The 16,834-nt window shown below is 29.2% G+C and carries 12 protein-coding genes and 1 tRNA gene; 2 read left to right on the forward strand and 11 right to left on the reverse strand.

Features of this window, described 5'->3' with window-relative positions; translation table 11 throughout:
* Positions 1-296 precede the first annotated feature (296 nt).
* Positions 297-372 (forward strand) — tRNA-Met (locus tag FNZ64_RS07015).
* A gap of 211 nt (positions 373-583) precedes the next feature.
* On the opposite strand, the gene FNZ64_RS07020 is transcribed toward FNZ64_RS07015, so the two are convergent.
* The 8 genes from FNZ64_RS07020 to FNZ64_RS07050 all read right to left on the reverse strand — a co-directional run bounded on the left by FNZ64_RS07020 (position 584) and on the right by FNZ64_RS07050 (position 11,945).
* Positions 584-2,317, reverse strand: coding sequence for an NADH-dependent [FeFe] hydrogenase, group A6 (locus FNZ64_RS07020; RefSeq protein WP_142414143.1), 1,734 nt, complete (start codon positions 2,315-2,317; stop codon positions 584-586).
* An 18-nt stretch (positions 2,318-2,335) separates the two neighbouring features.
* Positions 2,336-4,225, reverse strand: coding sequence for an NADH-quinone oxidoreductase subunit NuoF (locus FNZ64_RS07025; RefSeq protein ID WP_142414144.1), 1,890 nt, complete (start codon positions 4,223-4,225; stop codon positions 2,336-2,338).
* A 3-nt stretch (positions 4,226-4,228) separates the two neighbouring features.
* Entirely contained in the window at positions 4,229-4,723 is a 495-nt protein-coding gene (gene nuoE / locus FNZ64_RS07030) for an NADH-quinone oxidoreductase subunit NuoE (protein WP_142414145.1), read from the reverse strand.
* 813 nt (positions 4,724-5,536) lie between these two features.
* Positions 5,537-7,045: a DUF1846 domain-containing protein gene (locus tag FNZ64_RS07035; RefSeq protein WP_142414146.1), complete on the reverse strand. Its 1,509-nt coding sequence runs from the start codon at positions 7,043-7,045 to the stop codon at positions 5,537-5,539.
* Between the two features lie 465 nt (positions 7,046-7,510).
* The gene (locus tag FNZ64_RS07040; RefSeq protein ID WP_142414147.1) at positions 7,511-9,466 is read right to left on the reverse strand and encodes an elongation factor G; all 1,956 of its coding nucleotides are present in this window, start codon (positions 9,464-9,466) and stop codon (positions 7,511-7,513) included.
* Between the two features lie 264 nt (positions 9,467-9,730).
* Positions 9,731-10,588 carry a prohibitin family protein gene (locus tag FNZ64_RS07045; RefSeq protein WP_142414148.1) on the reverse strand — a complete coding sequence of 286 codons (858 nt, stop codon included), beginning with the start codon at positions 10,586-10,588 and terminating at the stop codon, positions 9,731-9,733.
* 3 nt (positions 10,589-10,591) lie between these two features.
* Positions 10,592-10,729, reverse strand: coding sequence for a hypothetical protein (locus tag FNZ64_RS14665; RefSeq protein WP_185903709.1), 138 nt, complete (start codon positions 10,727-10,729; stop codon positions 10,592-10,594).
* Positions 10,730-10,781: 52 nt separating this feature from the next.
* The gene (locus tag FNZ64_RS07050; protein WP_142414149.1) at positions 10,782-11,945 is read right to left on the reverse strand and encodes a class I SAM-dependent methyltransferase; all 1,164 of its coding nucleotides are present in this window, start codon (positions 11,943-11,945) and stop codon (positions 10,782-10,784) included.
* Between the two features lie 264 nt (positions 11,946-12,209).
* On the opposite strand from FNZ64_RS07050, the gene FNZ64_RS07055 reads away from it, so the two are divergent.
* Positions 12,210-12,608, forward strand: a complete 399-nt coding sequence (locus FNZ64_RS07055; protein WP_142414150.1) for a (deoxy)nucleoside triphosphate pyrophosphohydrolase — start codon at positions 12,210-12,212, stop codon at positions 12,606-12,608.
* A gap of 9 nt (positions 12,609-12,617) precedes the next feature.
* Here FNZ64_RS07055 and FNZ64_RS07060 read toward each other — a convergent pair whose 3' ends face one another.
* The 3 genes from FNZ64_RS07060 to FNZ64_RS07070 all read right to left on the reverse strand — a co-directional run bounded on the left by FNZ64_RS07060 (position 12,618) and on the right by FNZ64_RS07070 (position 16,782).
* On the reverse strand, positions 12,618-15,572 hold the full coding sequence (locus tag FNZ64_RS07060) for a DEAD/DEAH box helicase (RefSeq protein WP_142414151.1): 2,955 nt from the start codon (positions 15,570-15,572) through the stop codon (positions 12,618-12,620).
* 207 nt (positions 15,573-15,779) lie between these two features.
* On the reverse strand, positions 15,780-16,457 hold the full coding sequence (locus tag FNZ64_RS07065; protein ID WP_142414152.1) for a DUF2812 domain-containing protein: 678 nt from the start codon (positions 16,455-16,457) through the stop codon (positions 15,780-15,782).
* Positions 16,441-16,782: a PadR family transcriptional regulator gene (locus FNZ64_RS07070; protein WP_142414153.1), complete on the reverse strand. Its 342-nt coding sequence runs from the start codon at positions 16,780-16,782 to the stop codon at positions 16,441-16,443. Before FNZ64_RS07070 ends, FNZ64_RS07065 begins: the two co-directional genes overlap by 17 nt.
* Positions 16,783-16,834: the final 52 nt, after the last annotated feature.

A 16,834-nucleotide genomic window follows, 5' to 3' on the forward strand; every position in this document is an offset into this window, starting at 1 on the left:
ATATCTTGTTTTCTTGGGAGAAGTGGTTAGGTGGCTAACTGCAACTATAAAACCATATACTTCCATACAAGCTATCACTATGCGGGCAAGTCTGCCCTTTGTTATAGGAATATTATTCTATATTAGCTTAATTTAAGAATTTTACTATAAAGAATGATTATAATACAAATGTCAATGAAAATATTTTCTAAAAATTAAACACTAGTGAAAAATTATATAAAAATTATTTTACTTGACTTATGATAATAAATAGCTTATACTTAATTCATAAGTTAATTTAAACAAATCAATAATGACGCGGGGTGGAGCAGCTGGTAGCTCGTCGGGCTCATAACCCGAAGGTCGTAGGTTCAAGTCCTGCCCCCGCAACCAAAAAACTTCTATATTTATTATAGAAGTTTTTTTACGTGCATAATTTAATTAATAAAAACAGTGCTTTTAATGGTTGTTAATCATTAAAAGCACTCTTTTATACGGTAACTATCACTTTAATTCTCCCATGGCACTCTGTGAAAGCTATTCTTACCAAATCTAAGATTTGGACTCTCTGCTTTTATTCAAAGTGGGAGAAAAATTAAATAAATTATTTAGCTTTATAAGATGTATGCAATAATTCATGTGCAATATGGCTATTAGGTTTTTCTAAAAATTCTTCATAGGCTTGTTTTATCATTGGGTTTTCATGTGCCTTTCTAATTGCCTTATTAGCATCTACTGAATATATAGACTCCATTCTCTTTTTAATTATTTCAGTATCACATTTGCTATATGGTTGACCTGCACCATTTATACATCCACTTGGACATGCCATTACTTCAATAAAATCATATTTTGATTTTCCATCTCTAACTTCTTCAATTATTTTTCTAGCATTTCCAAGAGAACTTGCCACTGCAATATTAACATCTTTTCCATTTAAATTTACAGTTGTTTCCTTAATTCCTTTAAGTCCTCTAACATCTTTAAAATCAACATTTTCTAAGGTTTCTCCTGTTACCCACTCATAGGCAGTTCTTAAAGCAGCTTCCATAACACCACCTGTAGTTCCAAATATTGAACCAGCTCCAGTAGATTCTCCTAGTGGATTATCAAATTCTGCTTCCTCCATGTTTCTTAAATCTATACCTGCCTCTTTAAGCATAGCTCCAAATTCTCTAGTAGTTATTACTACATCTACATCCTGAATTCCATCTCTACCCATTTCTTCTCTGCTTGCTTCATATTTTTTAGCTGTACAAGGCATAATAGAAACTACAGCTATATCTTTAGGTTCTAATCCTAACTTTTTAGGCAAATATGTTTTTGCCATGGCAGCAAAAATTTGTTGAGGAGACTTACAACTTGATAAATGATTTATTTGCTCTGGATATTCTTTCTCTACAAAGTTAACCCAAGCTGGACAACAACTAGTCATAAGTGGAAGATTTTCACCCTTTGTAAATCTATCTATAAATTCTGCAGCTTCTTCTGTAATAGTCATATCAGCTCCAAAATTTGTATCAAATACTGCATTAAATCCTAACTTTTTTAAGGCTCCAACCATTTTTTTAGTTACAGTGCTTCCAATTTCAAGTCCAAACTCTTCACCTAGTGCAACTCTTACAGCTGGTGCAACTTGAACTACAACATATTTTTCTTTATTATCTAGTAAAGGCCATATTTTATCATAGTCTCTCTTCTCTCTTAAAGCACCTGTAGGACAGACAGCAACACATTGTCCACAATAAGTACACTCTGTTTCTGCTAAAGGTTTTTTAGAGAAAGTAGAAATAACTGAGTCAAAGCCTCTATCTACTGGTGTTAGTATATTTATGTTTTGCACTTCACTACACATGGTCACACATCTTCTACATAATATACACTTGTCCATATCCCTTACAATAACATTAGAAGAATCATCTATTGCATATTGAGACATTTCACCTTCATATCTATTTTTTCTAATTCCTAAATCCGCTGCTATTTTTTGTAGTTCACAATTTTGGTTTCTTTCACACTGCAGACAATCTTTTGGATGGTCTGACAATAAAAGTTCTACTATAGTTTTTCTTGCTTTAATAGCCTTTTCAGAATTAGTTTTAATAACCATTCCTTCTGAGGCATCCACAGAGCATGATGGAATTAATTTAGACCTACCCTCTTGCTCAACTACACATACTCTACAGGTTCCTTTGCAATTTCTAACCTTTCCGTTATCCATATACATATTACAAAGAGTAGGTATATTAATATTTAACTTTTTAGCTGCATCTAATATGGATGTTCCTTTTTCTACTTCTACTTTTTCACCATTTATCACCAAATTAACCATAGTCATCTCTTTATCCCCCCTATGCTACTTAATTACTATCGCTTTAACTGGGCATGCACTATAGCAAGCTCCACATTTTATGCATTTATCTTTATCAATAAGATGTTTTTCTTTTATACTACCTTCTATACAGTTAACAGGACAACCTTTCGCACATTTTGTGCAACCTATACATTTATCTGTAATTTCATAAGTTAAAAGACTTTTACAAACTCCAGATGGACATTGTTTTTCATTCACATGAGCTTCATATTCATCTTTAAAATACTGAAGAGTACTTAATACTGGATTTGGAGCAGATATACCTAATCCACAAAGTGAGGTATCTCGAATAACCTTACAAAGCTCCTCCATATTAGTTAAATCTTCTTCAGTTGCTTTACCTTCAGTGATTTTATTTAAAAATTCTAAAAGCCTTTTATTTCCTACCCTACATGGAGTACATTTACCACAAGATTCATCCACAGTAAATTCCATATAAAATTTAGCTACATCAACCATGCAGTTATCTTCATCTAATACAATCATTCCTCCAGATCCCATCATAGATCCTATTTTAGTTAAAGTATCATATTCGATAGGTATATCTATTAAGGAATCTGGTATACAACCTCCTGATGGCCCACCTGTTTGTACTGCTTTTAACTTCTTATGATCTTTTATTCCGCCACCTATTTCATATATAATTTCCTTTAAGGATATTCCCATAGGAACTTCAACTAAACCTACATTATTGATTTTACCTGCTAGAGCAAAAACTTTAGTTCCTGCTGATTCAGCTGTCCCTATAGAACTATACCATGCTGCTCCCTTATTGATTATAGCTGGAATATTTGCAAAAGTTTCCACATTGTTTACACAAGTAGGTCTTTTCCATAATCCCTTTTCTGAGGTACGAGGTGGTTTCATTGTAGGTTCTCCTCTTTGTCCTTCTATTGAATGGACAAGAGCTGTAGCTTCTCCACAGACAAAGGCACCTGCACCATATTTAAGTTCTATATTGAAATTAAACCCTGTACCTAGTATATTTTCTCCTAAAAGACCTGCCTCCATAGCGTGATCTATTGCTATACGTAATCTTTTAATTGCTAAGGGGTATTCTGCCCTTATATAAATAAATCCTTGATTTGATCCTGTGGCATATCCACAAATAGCCATAGCTTCTAACACACTATGAGGATCACCTTCTAGTATTGCTCTATCCATAAAAGCACCTGGATCTCCCTCATCAGCGTTACATATTACATACTTAATATCACCTTTTGCATTAAGTGCTGTTTGCCACTTTCTACCTGTAGGGAAACCTCCGCCTCCTCTACCCCTTAAACCTGAATCTGTTACCTCTTTTACTACCTCTTCTGGAGTCATTTCTGTAATTACTTTTCCTAGGGCAGTATAGGCTCCTGCTCCAATTACTTCTTCAAAATCTTCTGGATCAATTACTCCACAATTTTTTAAAGCAATTTTCACTTGTTTTTTATAAAAAGGTATGTTGTTTCTATTTTTTATTCTTTCCTTAGTTTCAGGTTCTTCATATAAAAGCCTGTCTACTACTTTTCCTTCTAATATATGACTCTTAACTATTTCTTCTGCATCTTTCTCAGATACCCTTACATAAAAAACATTGTCAGGAACTATTTCTATAACAGGTCCTTCAGAACAAAATCCAAAGCATCCAGTCATTACAACCTTTGTAGATTCTGCTAGTCCATTCTTTTTCAATTCTTCTCTTAAAGCTTCCATAATTTTATATGAATTTGCGGACTTACATCCAGGTCCACCACAGACTAATATTTGCCTTTCTTTTATTTCTTCATTATTGGATAAGCTTTCATCATTATATCTTAAATCCACAAGTTTACTATACTTCTCTTTTACCTTTAATAAATCATTATAATCTATAAATCTATCCATAACTTATTCTCGCTCCTTAACTTCATTTAAGATTTTTTTAACTTGTGATTTGTCAAAATAACCATGAACATCTTCATTAACAAGCACTACTGGAGCTATGGAACAAGCCCCAACACATCTTAATACGTCTAAAGTAAAAAGCCCATCTTTGGTAGTCTCCCCTTCTTTTATACCTAACTCTTTTTTAAATTCATCTAAAACTTCTCCTGCTCCCCTAACAAAACAAGCAGTACCTGTACATACGCTAATAACATATTTACCCTTTGGTTCTGTAGTGAAATAAGAGTAAAAAGTTACTACACCATATACTTTAGAAACTGGAATTTCTAATTTATCAGCAATAAACTCTTGAACTTCATCACCTAAGTATCCATAAAGCTCCTGTGCTTTATGTAAAACAGCTATTAATGCTGACTCTTTGTTTTCTACATTTGATTGTTCTTTAATAAACTGCTCCAGTTCATTAAATTTTAAACAGTTCTTACAGCTTGAACACATTTTTTTCCCCTCTTCCAATAACATAATTATTTTAATTTCTTTTTACTATTAACTTATTTATGACTTAAATAATTTTTTTACTTTTAAATTTTAATATTATTAACTTTTTATATTAATACCCTGAATCCATTTACAATTTTCTTCATTATATCACTATTTAGAATATTTGTTAATTTAAAATCATGATTTATTTTTTGCTTATATGATTTGGTTATCCATATAATTAAGTTTATGTGTTTTTTTAACATTTGTTTTCCTGTTTTTTTGATATTTTTTTCACAAAACAAGTTTTAAAAATTTACAAAAAACTTATTTATATAGTTTTTCTTAAAATAAATTTTTTATTTCATATGCTTTTATTTTAAATTTTGCAATTTTACATATATGTAATATTCAAAAAGTATCATGATATTTCTTTTTTTTAAATTATACCATATTTATACTAATATAGATTAATATTATAATTTATCATAGATTGTTAATTGTTTATCCTATTTTTTTGTATAAAAAATTTTTTATATAAATTTTATTTTTTTCTTTAATATTCCCAAATTAAATTTCATTTCAACTTAATTTACCATGTATTAAAGAACTTTTATTCATATTATTTACAATAAAACTTTGTCTACTCCATGAAAAATACATTGCCAATTTAGTTTCATTTTATATCCTTAATATCACTATAAAGCATCTAATTTTTGCATAAAAAAACTCCTAACTTTTAAATTCGTTAGGAGTTTTATGACTATGGCTCTAATACTCCTATCTTATTTAAAGTGGGAGCAAAGAGCGTCTATGTCTCTTGCTTATATTCTAATTATTATAATAAAGACTCTCTGTTGGATATTCTGGATCACAAGTTATATCTATTCCTAATTTTCTAAAGGTCTGTTCATCACTTCTACTTAAAATAGTAGTGGAATGAGCTTGTGCGCCTTTTAACATAGGTAGTTTTTCCATTGCAACTTGTGCTATTGGATTAGTTGCAGCACATATACTAAGAGCAATTAATACTTCTTCACAACTTAAAGCTATACTTTTACTACCTAAAGTTTTTGATTTTAGGTTTATAATTGGCTCTAGTATAACTGGAGAAATAAGGTGAATATCATCCGATATGTTAGCAAAATACTTAACAGCATTTAAAATTACAGCTGCTGATGCATCTAGTACTTTTGAGCTCTTACCTGTAAGTATTGTACCATCTTCAAGTTCAATGGCTACAGCAGGACAAACTTCATTTTTATTAGAAGTCTCTTTTAATTTAGCTGAACGCTCCCTTGCAGGCATAACAACTTTTCTATCTTCTTCACTTAAATTAAGTTCTTCCATTATAAGCTTTACTCTATTAAAGGTCTCTTTGTCTACATATCCTTTTTTATATTCACAACTTGTTTTAAAATATCTTCTAATTATCTCTTGCTTAGAAGCTTCTTTTACAACTTCATCATCAACAATACCAAAACCTACTCTATTAACTCCCATATCTGTTGGAGATTTATAAATAGATTCTTCCCCTGTTATTTTTTCTATAATTCTTTTTAGTACAGGGAACATCTCAATATCACGATTATAGTTTACAGATATTTTATTGTAAGCATCCACATGGAAGGAGTCAATCATATTTACATCTTTAAGATCTGCAGTTGCAGCCTCATAAGCAATATTTAGTGGGTGTTTTAAAGGCACATTCCATACTGGGAAAGTTTCAAATTTTGAATATCCAGCTACTTTTCCTCTTCTATATTCATGGTAAAGCTGGCTAAGACATGTAGCAAGCTTTCCACTTCCTGGTCCTGGTGCTGTTACAACTACAATAGGTTTTGAAGTTTCAATATACGGATTTTTACCATATCCTTCATCACTTACAATGGTATCTACATCTGTTGGATATCCTTTAGTTGCCTTATGTTTATATACCTTAATTCCTCTTCTCTCAAGTTTGTTTATAAAGACAGTAGTTGCAGGTTGACCCTCATATCTAGTGATTACAACACTATTTACATCAAGATCATAAGATCTTAAATCATCGATTAATCTTAAAACATCCATATCATAAGTAATACCAAAATCGCCTCTTATCTTATTTCTCTCTATATCTCCTGCATATACACAAATAACTATTTCTACTTTTTCTTTTAACTTATGTAGAAGTTTAATCTTTGCATTTTCATCAAATCCAGGCAATACCCTCTTTGCATGTAGATCAAATAAAAGTTTGCCACCAAACTCTAGATATAGTTTGTCGTAGTTATTCACCCTCTCTAATATGTACTTTGATTGTTCTTCTAAATACTTCTTGTTATCAAATCCTTTTTTCATCTTTACGCCTCACAATACCATAGTTTTCTAATTTATTTTTATAAATGTTTATTAAGTATTTAATTTAACACATGACTTTAAAGGAATGCAAATTATACTAAACTAGTTTACATCCTAAAATAGTCTTACCTATGCTTTACAATAAAAAACTCCTACCAAGGTTTAGTATTAAAAACTTGGTAGGTTCCTTAATTATATTATATACAATAATTTAAAATAAGTATACTTATAATATGGACTTTCTTAAAATTTCAAATAAAATTAATATATAAATACAGTTCCTGGCTTCAGATGGAGTTTTACCCCCAATAAAACTTAGAACTCTCTTTATCTATTAAAAAAACATAACTCTACATATTTTTTTCAAAAATTTTTAATAGCCTTATTATTTTTTTCTTATTATTTCTGTAAATAAAAACAGAAATAATTGAAATTAAAATTCTTATGAATAATTTAACTATAAAGCTATCTTAAACAATGCATATATTCTTCTGCTTCATCTCCACTTACTAAAAAACCTTGCCCTTTTGAACAAAAAACTGAGGTGGAGGTATATTCTATATCTGCATATTTGTCATAACCTATTTTTTTTATAATCTCCTCTTGATTATGACATACATCATACCCCTCAAAAATAAAATTAAGTTTGCCTTTTCCCTTTGTGAAGGAAACAAAATCCATAGGATAATTCATAAAGTTAGCAACAGGCCCTCTTCCCTTTATAACTACTTTATTATTAAAAGTTTCTGGAGACTGGAAGGATCCCTTTAGTTTTTGTATATCAGATAAAACCCTACCCATATAATCTATATCTACTTCAATTTTAAAAGTATAATAAGGCTCAAGTAATATATTTTCTACCTTTTCTATGCCTTGTCTTAAAGCCCTAAAAGTAGCCTCTCTAAAATCTCCCCCACTGGTATGCTTATTATGTGCTCTTCCTGTGATTAAAGTAATTTTTAAATCTGTTAAAGGAGAACCTGTTAATATACCATGGTGCTCTCTTTCAAAAATATGTGTTTTAACTAAATTCTGATTCCCAGGTGGTAAGTCGTCATTATGGCACAAATTTTCAAATGTAATTCCAGAGTTTCTCTCCCCTTGCTCTATTTTTAAATGCACTTCCGCATAATGCTTTAATGGTTCAAAATGACCATATCCATGAGTTTTACTTAAAATAGTTTCCTTATAGAGAATTTCACAAGGACCAAATTCTATAAATAAATTAAACCTCTCCTCCATCAATTGTTTTAAAACTTCTAGTTGAATAACCCCCATAATGTGAACTTGTATTTCCTGTAGCTTCTCATTCCAAATAATATTTAATGCTGGGTCTTCAGCTTCCAAAATCTTAAAATAACTTAAAACTTCTTTAGAATTTAATTTTTCATCAAATATAACCTTTGATTTTAATGTAGGAATCATTTCATAATTTATTTTTTCTTTTAAAGTTCCTACTCCATCACCTGGAAGTAAGCTTTTTAAACCTGTCACTGCAAAGACATCTCCTGCACTAATCTTCTCTACATTTTTAAATTTATCTCCATTATAAATTCTTATTTCATTTACTTTTTCATAGGAGATATCTTCACCAGAGCCAAAATATACCTCTTCCTTAACTTTTAAAGTACCGCCTAAGGCTTTTATGTATGTTATTCTATTTCCATCTTCATCATGTCTTATTTTATAAACACGTCCACTAAACTCTTCTTCATTACAATATTCTGTAAAGGTAAGCATATCTAATTTCTCTAGAAAAGTATCTATTCCAATATCTTGAAGAGCTGAACCACTAAAACATGGATAAATTTTATTTTCTTTAATCATATGTTTCATGGCATTTATCCATGCTTTACTCTCATAAGCTCCTTCTATGTACTTTTCCAAAAGTTCCTCATTACGTTCTGCTACAAATTCTATAATATCCTCACTAATTTCATTCTCATTAAAGGACTCATCAATAAAACAAATATCATAAGTTAAATTAGCTTTAATCTCTTCTATTACTAAGCTAAGATTAGCTCCAACTCTATCTATTTTATTAATAAAGAAAAAGATTGGCACTTTATATTTTCTAAGAAGTTGCCATAGGGTTTCCGTGTGACCTTGAACTCCTTCAACCCCACTTATTATTAAAATTGCATAATCCATAACTGCAATAGCTCTCTCCATCTCTGTTGAAAAATCAATATGTCCAGGAGTATCTATTAAATAATAAGTTGAATCCTTATAATTAAAAACTCCTTGTCCTGAAAATACCGTAATCCCTCTTTTTCTCTCTATATTATTGTTATCTAAAAAGGAATTTTCATGGTCAACTCTACCAATGCTTTTAATACTTTTTGTATGATATAATAATTGCTCTGAAAATGTAGTCTTTCCAGCATCTACATGAGCAAATATTCCTATGGTTTTATTCATATTCCTTTGTCACTTCCCTCTTAAGATTAAGTTATTAACTTATATTTTAAAGTACACTGTAATTTCTAAATGTATATTGCAACTTTTAAATCAACAATTATTTAACCCTTATTATATATTTTAACAAAAATATTATTTTTTTAAACCATCTTTTACTACATTTCAACATATAATTAAAAATACTAACATGATAATAAAAAATCCAAACACCTTAAATCAGATGTTTGGATCTTTACTAAGCTTTTTCTTAGTTTATATTTTCCTTTACTTTTTTAAATCTACAATAGCGTTTCCACCTTGAACTTGTGGAAGCTTGCCATCCCATTTATCGATCTTCTTATATTCCACAATGGAAGGTGTTAAACTTTCTTGTAACTTTTTATTTGCTTGTGCTTCACCATTAGCTTTAATTAACTTAGCATCTGCCTCAGCTTGTGCCTCAATTTTTTTCTTTTCTGCATCTATTTTAGCTCTATCTCTTTCAATTTTACTCTGTTCTAATTTTTGCTGAGAATTAATTCTTGTTTGAATTGCTTTTTCGGTTTCACTATCTAATCCTATTCTTGGGAAATTAACTGAATCAATAACTATTCCATACTCTTCAAACTTCTCCCTACTATAATCTAACATTTCTTTGTTTAACTTTCCTCTTTGCTCACCATAAATATCTATAACAGAAAATTTAGAAGATACTTCTGAAGCCCATGATTTCATTTTTCCTCTTATAAATGTTCTTTCTATTTCCTTACCACTTTGCCCTTTAAATCTAGTAAATGTCTTAGGAAGTTTTTCAGAATCAAAATGATATGCAAACTCTAAATCCACATTTATGGTTTTACCATCCTTAGTTGGGATTATAAAACTATCATCATCTTCTGAGCCTTCTCTTTTATCTTTACTTAAAAAAGCCTGTTCTGTTGCAACTGAATATTGTTTAACTGATTTTATAGGAGATACGAACTTAAGCCCTTGAGTTAACACTCTATCCTGTACTCCTCCGTTCATGCTGTAAACTATGCCTACATATCCTGGTTTAATTATCTCTGCCGATTTGATTAATATAATTACAATAAAAACCATTACTACTGCTGAAACTATGGCACCTACTTTTTTGTTTTTCATTTACTATTCTTCCCCTTTAAATAAATTTATTATTGGTTTTATTATATATTTTATTGTTAAACTTCCTATTCTGTCTGCAAACTTTAAACTTATTATCCAAATTAAAAATAATATTAATCCCACCAACATAATAAAAGGCATATAAAATCTCCCCTTGTTTTTGTCTATAAATTAATCCATATTAAATTATCTTTTATATTAAATTATCTTCTTTTAATAAATTGTATAAAGTAGGGTTTAAACTAAATTCCTTCATTAGTTTCTCAACTTCACATAGTGATTTTTCTTTCTTTTCCTTAGATATATTCCCTTTTGATGCTCTAATTAATATGTTTTTAGGCGAATGTGCTATATCTATAAACTCTAAAAGCTGAGTTTTATATCCTACACTTTCTAATAGATTAGCTCTAACTGCATCTGTCATAAGTGCAGCAACTCGCTCCTTTACTATACCGTATTTTGTAAGTATGAATAAATCTTCTGACTTTATTTGATTGTTAAATTCATGCTGACAACAAGGTACAGAAAAAATCATTTTACTATTCCACTTTATTGCATTATATAAAGCATAATCTGTAGCTGTATCACAAGCATGTAATGTAATTACCATATCAACTTTATCATTATACTTAAAGCCATTTATATCTCCAAGTTCAAAATGTAAATTCTCATAATTATATTCCTTAGCTATATCATTGCATTTTTTAATTACATCTGCCTTAAGATCTAAACCTATGATTTTTACTGGAATTTCTTTAATCTCTGTAAAATAGTAATATAGTATAAAAGTTAAATAAGACTTACCACATCCAAAATCCAAAATAGTAAGTTCTTTAAAATCCATCTTCTTTATTTCATCATCAATAATTTCTATAAATCTGTTTATTTGCTTGTACTTATCATATTTAGAGTTAACTACTTTTCCTTCCTTAGTAAAAACTCCTAAATCTATAAGTGGCTTAATTATCATCCCCTCTTTAAGAATATAATTTTTCTCTTTATTGTGACCTTTATTAAGAAGTTTTACATTACTATCTTTTTTCTTACTTAAAAATACTTTGCCTTTTTTAGATATTTTTAAATCAAAGGTATTCCCCTCTGACCAAGCAGATAATTGCTTATAATTTCCCTGTAAATATTCTAAAATTTTATCCTCTAAGATTTTTACATCTATATTTTCATGAAACACTTGCTTATTCGTATATTTTTCTATTTGATAATACTGTTTTTCATTATTTTCCTTTAATGCAAAGGTTATTTTATTATATTGAACATCTTTATTAGCCTTATTACTAATAACTAACTTTATAATATCTTCACTTGTAATCTCACTTATTGCTTTTCTTAAATATTCCATTGTCACTCACCTTATAATTTATTTTAAATTAATCTTATTTATGTTTATACTTATATTATTATATCTATAAAATTAATTCAAATGTTTTTCATATGGTTTACATATAAAATACTGCTATATAATTATATATTATAATTTTAAATTAAATATAGAAATCTATTAATTTAAGTTATCTACTTACTTATTTACTTCAGCATTATAAAACTTATTATTTAATGTTATAATTATACTGGAAAATTAAAATAACTGGCTTAGGGGGGCATTATGAAAAAAATACTTAAAGTTGTTGGAGCAATTATAGAAAATGAGAATAAAGAAATCCTATGTGCTCTTCGTTCACCTAAAATGAGCATTCCAAACCATTGGGAATTTCCAGGTGGAAAAGTAGAAACCCATGAAACTTTAAAAGAAGCCATTGAAAGAGAGATAAATGAAGAGTTAAATTGTTCTATTGAATTTATGGACATATTTAATGACAATACTCATGAATATGAAAACTTCATTGTAAACTTAATTACTGTTAAATGTAAGTTAGTAGAGGGTACCCCTATTGCCAAAGAACATTCTAAATTAATATGGTTACATAGAGAAAATTTATCTTCTTTAAAATGGGCTCCAGCAGATATTCCCGCTGTGGAACAATTAATTACAGAAAAGGTATAGCAAATTTAGCTATACCTTTTCTGTAAATTCTGTATATAATCCTTGTGGAACTTTATTCTCTAGACTCATTATAGTAGTAATAGGCTTTTCTCCAAAATACTTTTCTACATTTCCCTTTCCTATATAGATATATGGTTGAACTACTCCATCAATACTCTTATACTTTCTTATAAAAATATGAAGATTAATTCCCCTCTGCTTATTAAATATAATATTTTTACCTCGCTCTGAGTCCTGGGAAGTGCTATTAGGACTTTGCCATTGAAAAGTATCCCTACCTATGAATTTATCCTTATAATTTATACTTTCTTTAATATCTTTTTCTTTATGAAGATCTATAAATAAAAAATATTCTTTTCCATTGGTAATAAGTCCACTTCCCCTAAATGAACTGTGAATCTTAGTATAATTAGATAATAATGCAGTATCTACCATTTGATATTGAGCATATAACTTTAAAAAAGGCATTCCATAGTAGTCTTCTCCAAATTCCTTTTCATACCTTATAAGCCCATAATTTATAATATCATTAATATATGACTTGTAATTTTTATTCTCTATAATCCTTTTAAAATCCTCTGTTATACTTAAAACTTCATTTTCAAGATTAAAAGATTTTATATTGTTTTTTATTTGTCCTGAATCATAATAACTTTGATTTAAAACATTTAAAGCATGTATTACACTATTATCATCTACCTCTTTAATGTATTTTAATATTTCTTTTTTAGCTTCCTCTTTAGTTATACTTATATTAGAAAGTAGATATTTTATAATACTAAACTCATAAACTCTTTTTAAAGGTAACTTACTTGAAAGCTCTTTAAGTATTTTATAGAAAACTTCATCCTGTAATAAATTTTGTAGTTCTTCATCCTTTTCTATATTAGAAACAAAGCCTAAATAGGTTTTTTCCTTGTTTATAAATCTTAAAGGGTCTGGAGCTCCATCATATTTAATATAGTCCATTAAAAAATATGGAATCTTACCACCATTTAATTTCTTAAATTCTAGGTATTCTTCTTTTAAATATTTCATAGAATTAAAATTTTCTCTATTTAATTGTTCTAATATTCTTTCTTGAGCTATCCTATCCATTTGAATATTAGTACACCCTGGTATATCTTCAAACTGTCTAGCCACTGCCACCTTTAAACTATCTTTATCGTAATATTTTCCTCCATTTAAGGCTAAGGCTATTAAAAAAGCTTTATTGTGATTTCCTATGAAATCCAAAACCGTTAAAAAAGATTTATCCCTATGCTTTCTTAATCCTCTTCCTAATTGTTGAATAAATACTATAGGCGAATTTGTAGGTCTTAACATTAAAACTAAGTTAATTCCAGGTATGTCCACACCTTCATTGAAAATATCCACAGTAAATATAACTTCTAATTCATGATTATCTGATTCTAAATTTCTAATATGTTCTTCCCTTTCCTGTGGTGAATTTTCCCCTGTTAAACAAATACTTTTTATTCCTCTTTTATTAAACTCTTCAGCCATATACTTAGCATGGTCAATACTCACACAAAATCCAATACACTTACGCTTTTCTCCCTCATAACCATAAAAATTGATCTTATCTATTATAAAATCAACTCTTTTATTGACATTTAATCTCTTGGTTAATTCTGTTATATCATTAATATCTACATCCATTAAATCAATGCCTTCAATATCTGTAATTCCAAAATAATGAAAAGGAACTATAAGTTCTAACTCTAAAGCTTCACTAAGCCTTACTTCTAGGGCTAAATTATTTCCGAAAATATCAAATATATTTTCACTGTCACATCTTTCAGGAGTTGCAGTCATTCCTAAAATAAAATCAGGTTTAAAATATTCCATTATTCTTTTATAAGAAGAACTAGCTGCATGGTGTGCCTCATCTACAATCATATACTGAAATTCATTCGGACTAAAATTATGCAGATTTATATTCATAGATTGCACTGTGGCAAATAAATAATCAGCATTTATATCTTTTCTACTTCCTGTTAAAAGCCCTGTGGTCTTATTTTTATTCTTAACCAGTTTTCTAAAGGTCCTTTCAGCACTTTTTAAAATTTCCTCTCTATGTACTAAAAAAAGCATCTTTTTAGGTTTATAATTAATAACATCAAAAGCGGACATATAAGTTTTCCCTGTACCTGTGGCAGCAACAACTAAAGCCTTATGTTCCCCTGATTCGCGAAGCCTATTTAAATTATTAATAGCTCTATTTTGCATAGAATTAGGTCTGATTATTTCATAGTCCGTAAAATCCAAATTTTTTCTATGCTCTGTTTTTCTTATTTCCCTTATAAAATTATTGTAATTAGTTAAAAACTCCTCATCTACAAAGGACGTTGAATTCCATAATTCTAAATATTCTTCAATAACTTCAAGGACAAACTTATCTTCCTTTTTAGATATGACCTTAACATTCCACTCAACATTACTCTTTAAAGCACGCTGAGTTATATTAGAAGAGCCTATAATTATTTTATACTCATCCTTATTTTCAAATATATAAGCCTTGGTATGAAAACCCTTTTCTTTATCAGCCACGAAAATCTTTAAATCTATATTACTAAACTCTTTTATTCTCTCTAATGCTTTAGGCTCCGTAAAATTTAGATAAGTAGAAGTTATAATTTTTCCCTTAACTCCTTTTTCCTCTAATTCCTTAAAAGTATCTAATAGAAGTTGTAATCCACTAAAATTAATAAAAGCAACACTAAAATAAAATTTTTCACATTCACTTAAGCATCTTTTTAATTCATTTAAAAGATTTCCCTTATATCCATTAGTGATTAACTTGTTACTAACTAAGTAATTATTATCCTCTATTTCTTTATGGTTAATTTTTGAATACTCATAGTACTTATCTGTAATTAGGTTTTTTTTCTTTTCTAATAACTCCGCAGTTTCACTTTCTTTATACTGGACTGAAAGTGCCCCTTCCCTTGTGAAATTCATAAATATCCCCTCTATAGATATAATTTTCTATTGCCATTTTCTATGTTAATTCTAGCATAATATTCCCAAAAGTACACTAGAATCCTTTATTTAACCTTATTTCATGTTAAGATTGCTTCACATTACAAAATGAAAATTAAATATAAAATCACCTTACTTTAAATTCTTTATGAATGTAGAAGTAAGGTGATAGTTTCTATATTAATCTCAGTTTTCATATATACTTCCATGATTTTTTAAATTGGAAATAAGCTTTGTATATGAAATGCTTCTGAAAGTAACATAGGAAAGAATAGAAACAAATATACCTGACCCAATAATTTTTATAATTGTAGGCGTTTCTCCACCAAGCTTTATAAATTCGTATAAAAACCATGGTTTTTTCAGGGCAATTCTCATGATAACCTGAAACAACACTAGTGCTAATAAAAATATCTCTATGCTAATATAAGCCTTTCTTATAGATTTATAATACTGGATTTTATCTTCAATATCTGTATGAACCTGAAATTTTTCTCCATCACTTTTCTTTTCTAAAATAAGCAATTCCTTATTAATCATCCCTTTAGATTTAGCAAACTTTCCACCTTTATCTGCAAAGGGACGATATTTAATTCTACTGCAAGAATACTGTCCAACATTAATTGGCTTTTCAAATGTGGTTATACCTACTTCATTTAAAAAGTCTTTATATTTAAGCATCTCTTCATAAGACTTATGAGCAACGTACTCAACCTTATACTCATATTGATTAGGCAAACTATCTTCAAAATAATAGAACCATCTTGTTGTCTTTACTAAATGATATCCCTTTGTGGCCATGTTGTTTAACCAATTTTCTTGGGCATTAATTCCATCAAAGAATATTTTAAAAACTTTCTTCATCTCCCCTAATACCTCCTTTTACTGTTTCTCTTGCCAAACCATAGATACTTTCCAATCTCTTTATTTCATTTTCAACTTGTTCTTTTCCTATATCTGTTATAATATATTCCTTCTTTCGTTCCTCTTCGCTAAGCTGTATAATCCATCCCTTCTTTAAAAGATTATTTAATGCTCCATACAAAGTACCAGCACCTAGGTCAACCCTGCCATTAGTTTTATCCTTAATAAACTGCATAACACCATAACCATGATTAGGCTTATAAAAAGCAAGTAAAACAAGTAAAGTGGTTTCTGTCAATGCACCACCCTGTACGTTATCTCTCATAACTTCATCCCCTTATTACGTTTAGTGATATATTCAATATATCACTAAACGT

Source organism: Hathewaya massiliensis, from assembly GCF_902143515.1.
Lineage (GTDB): Bacteria > Bacillota > Clostridia > Clostridiales > Clostridiaceae > Hathewaya > Hathewaya massiliensis.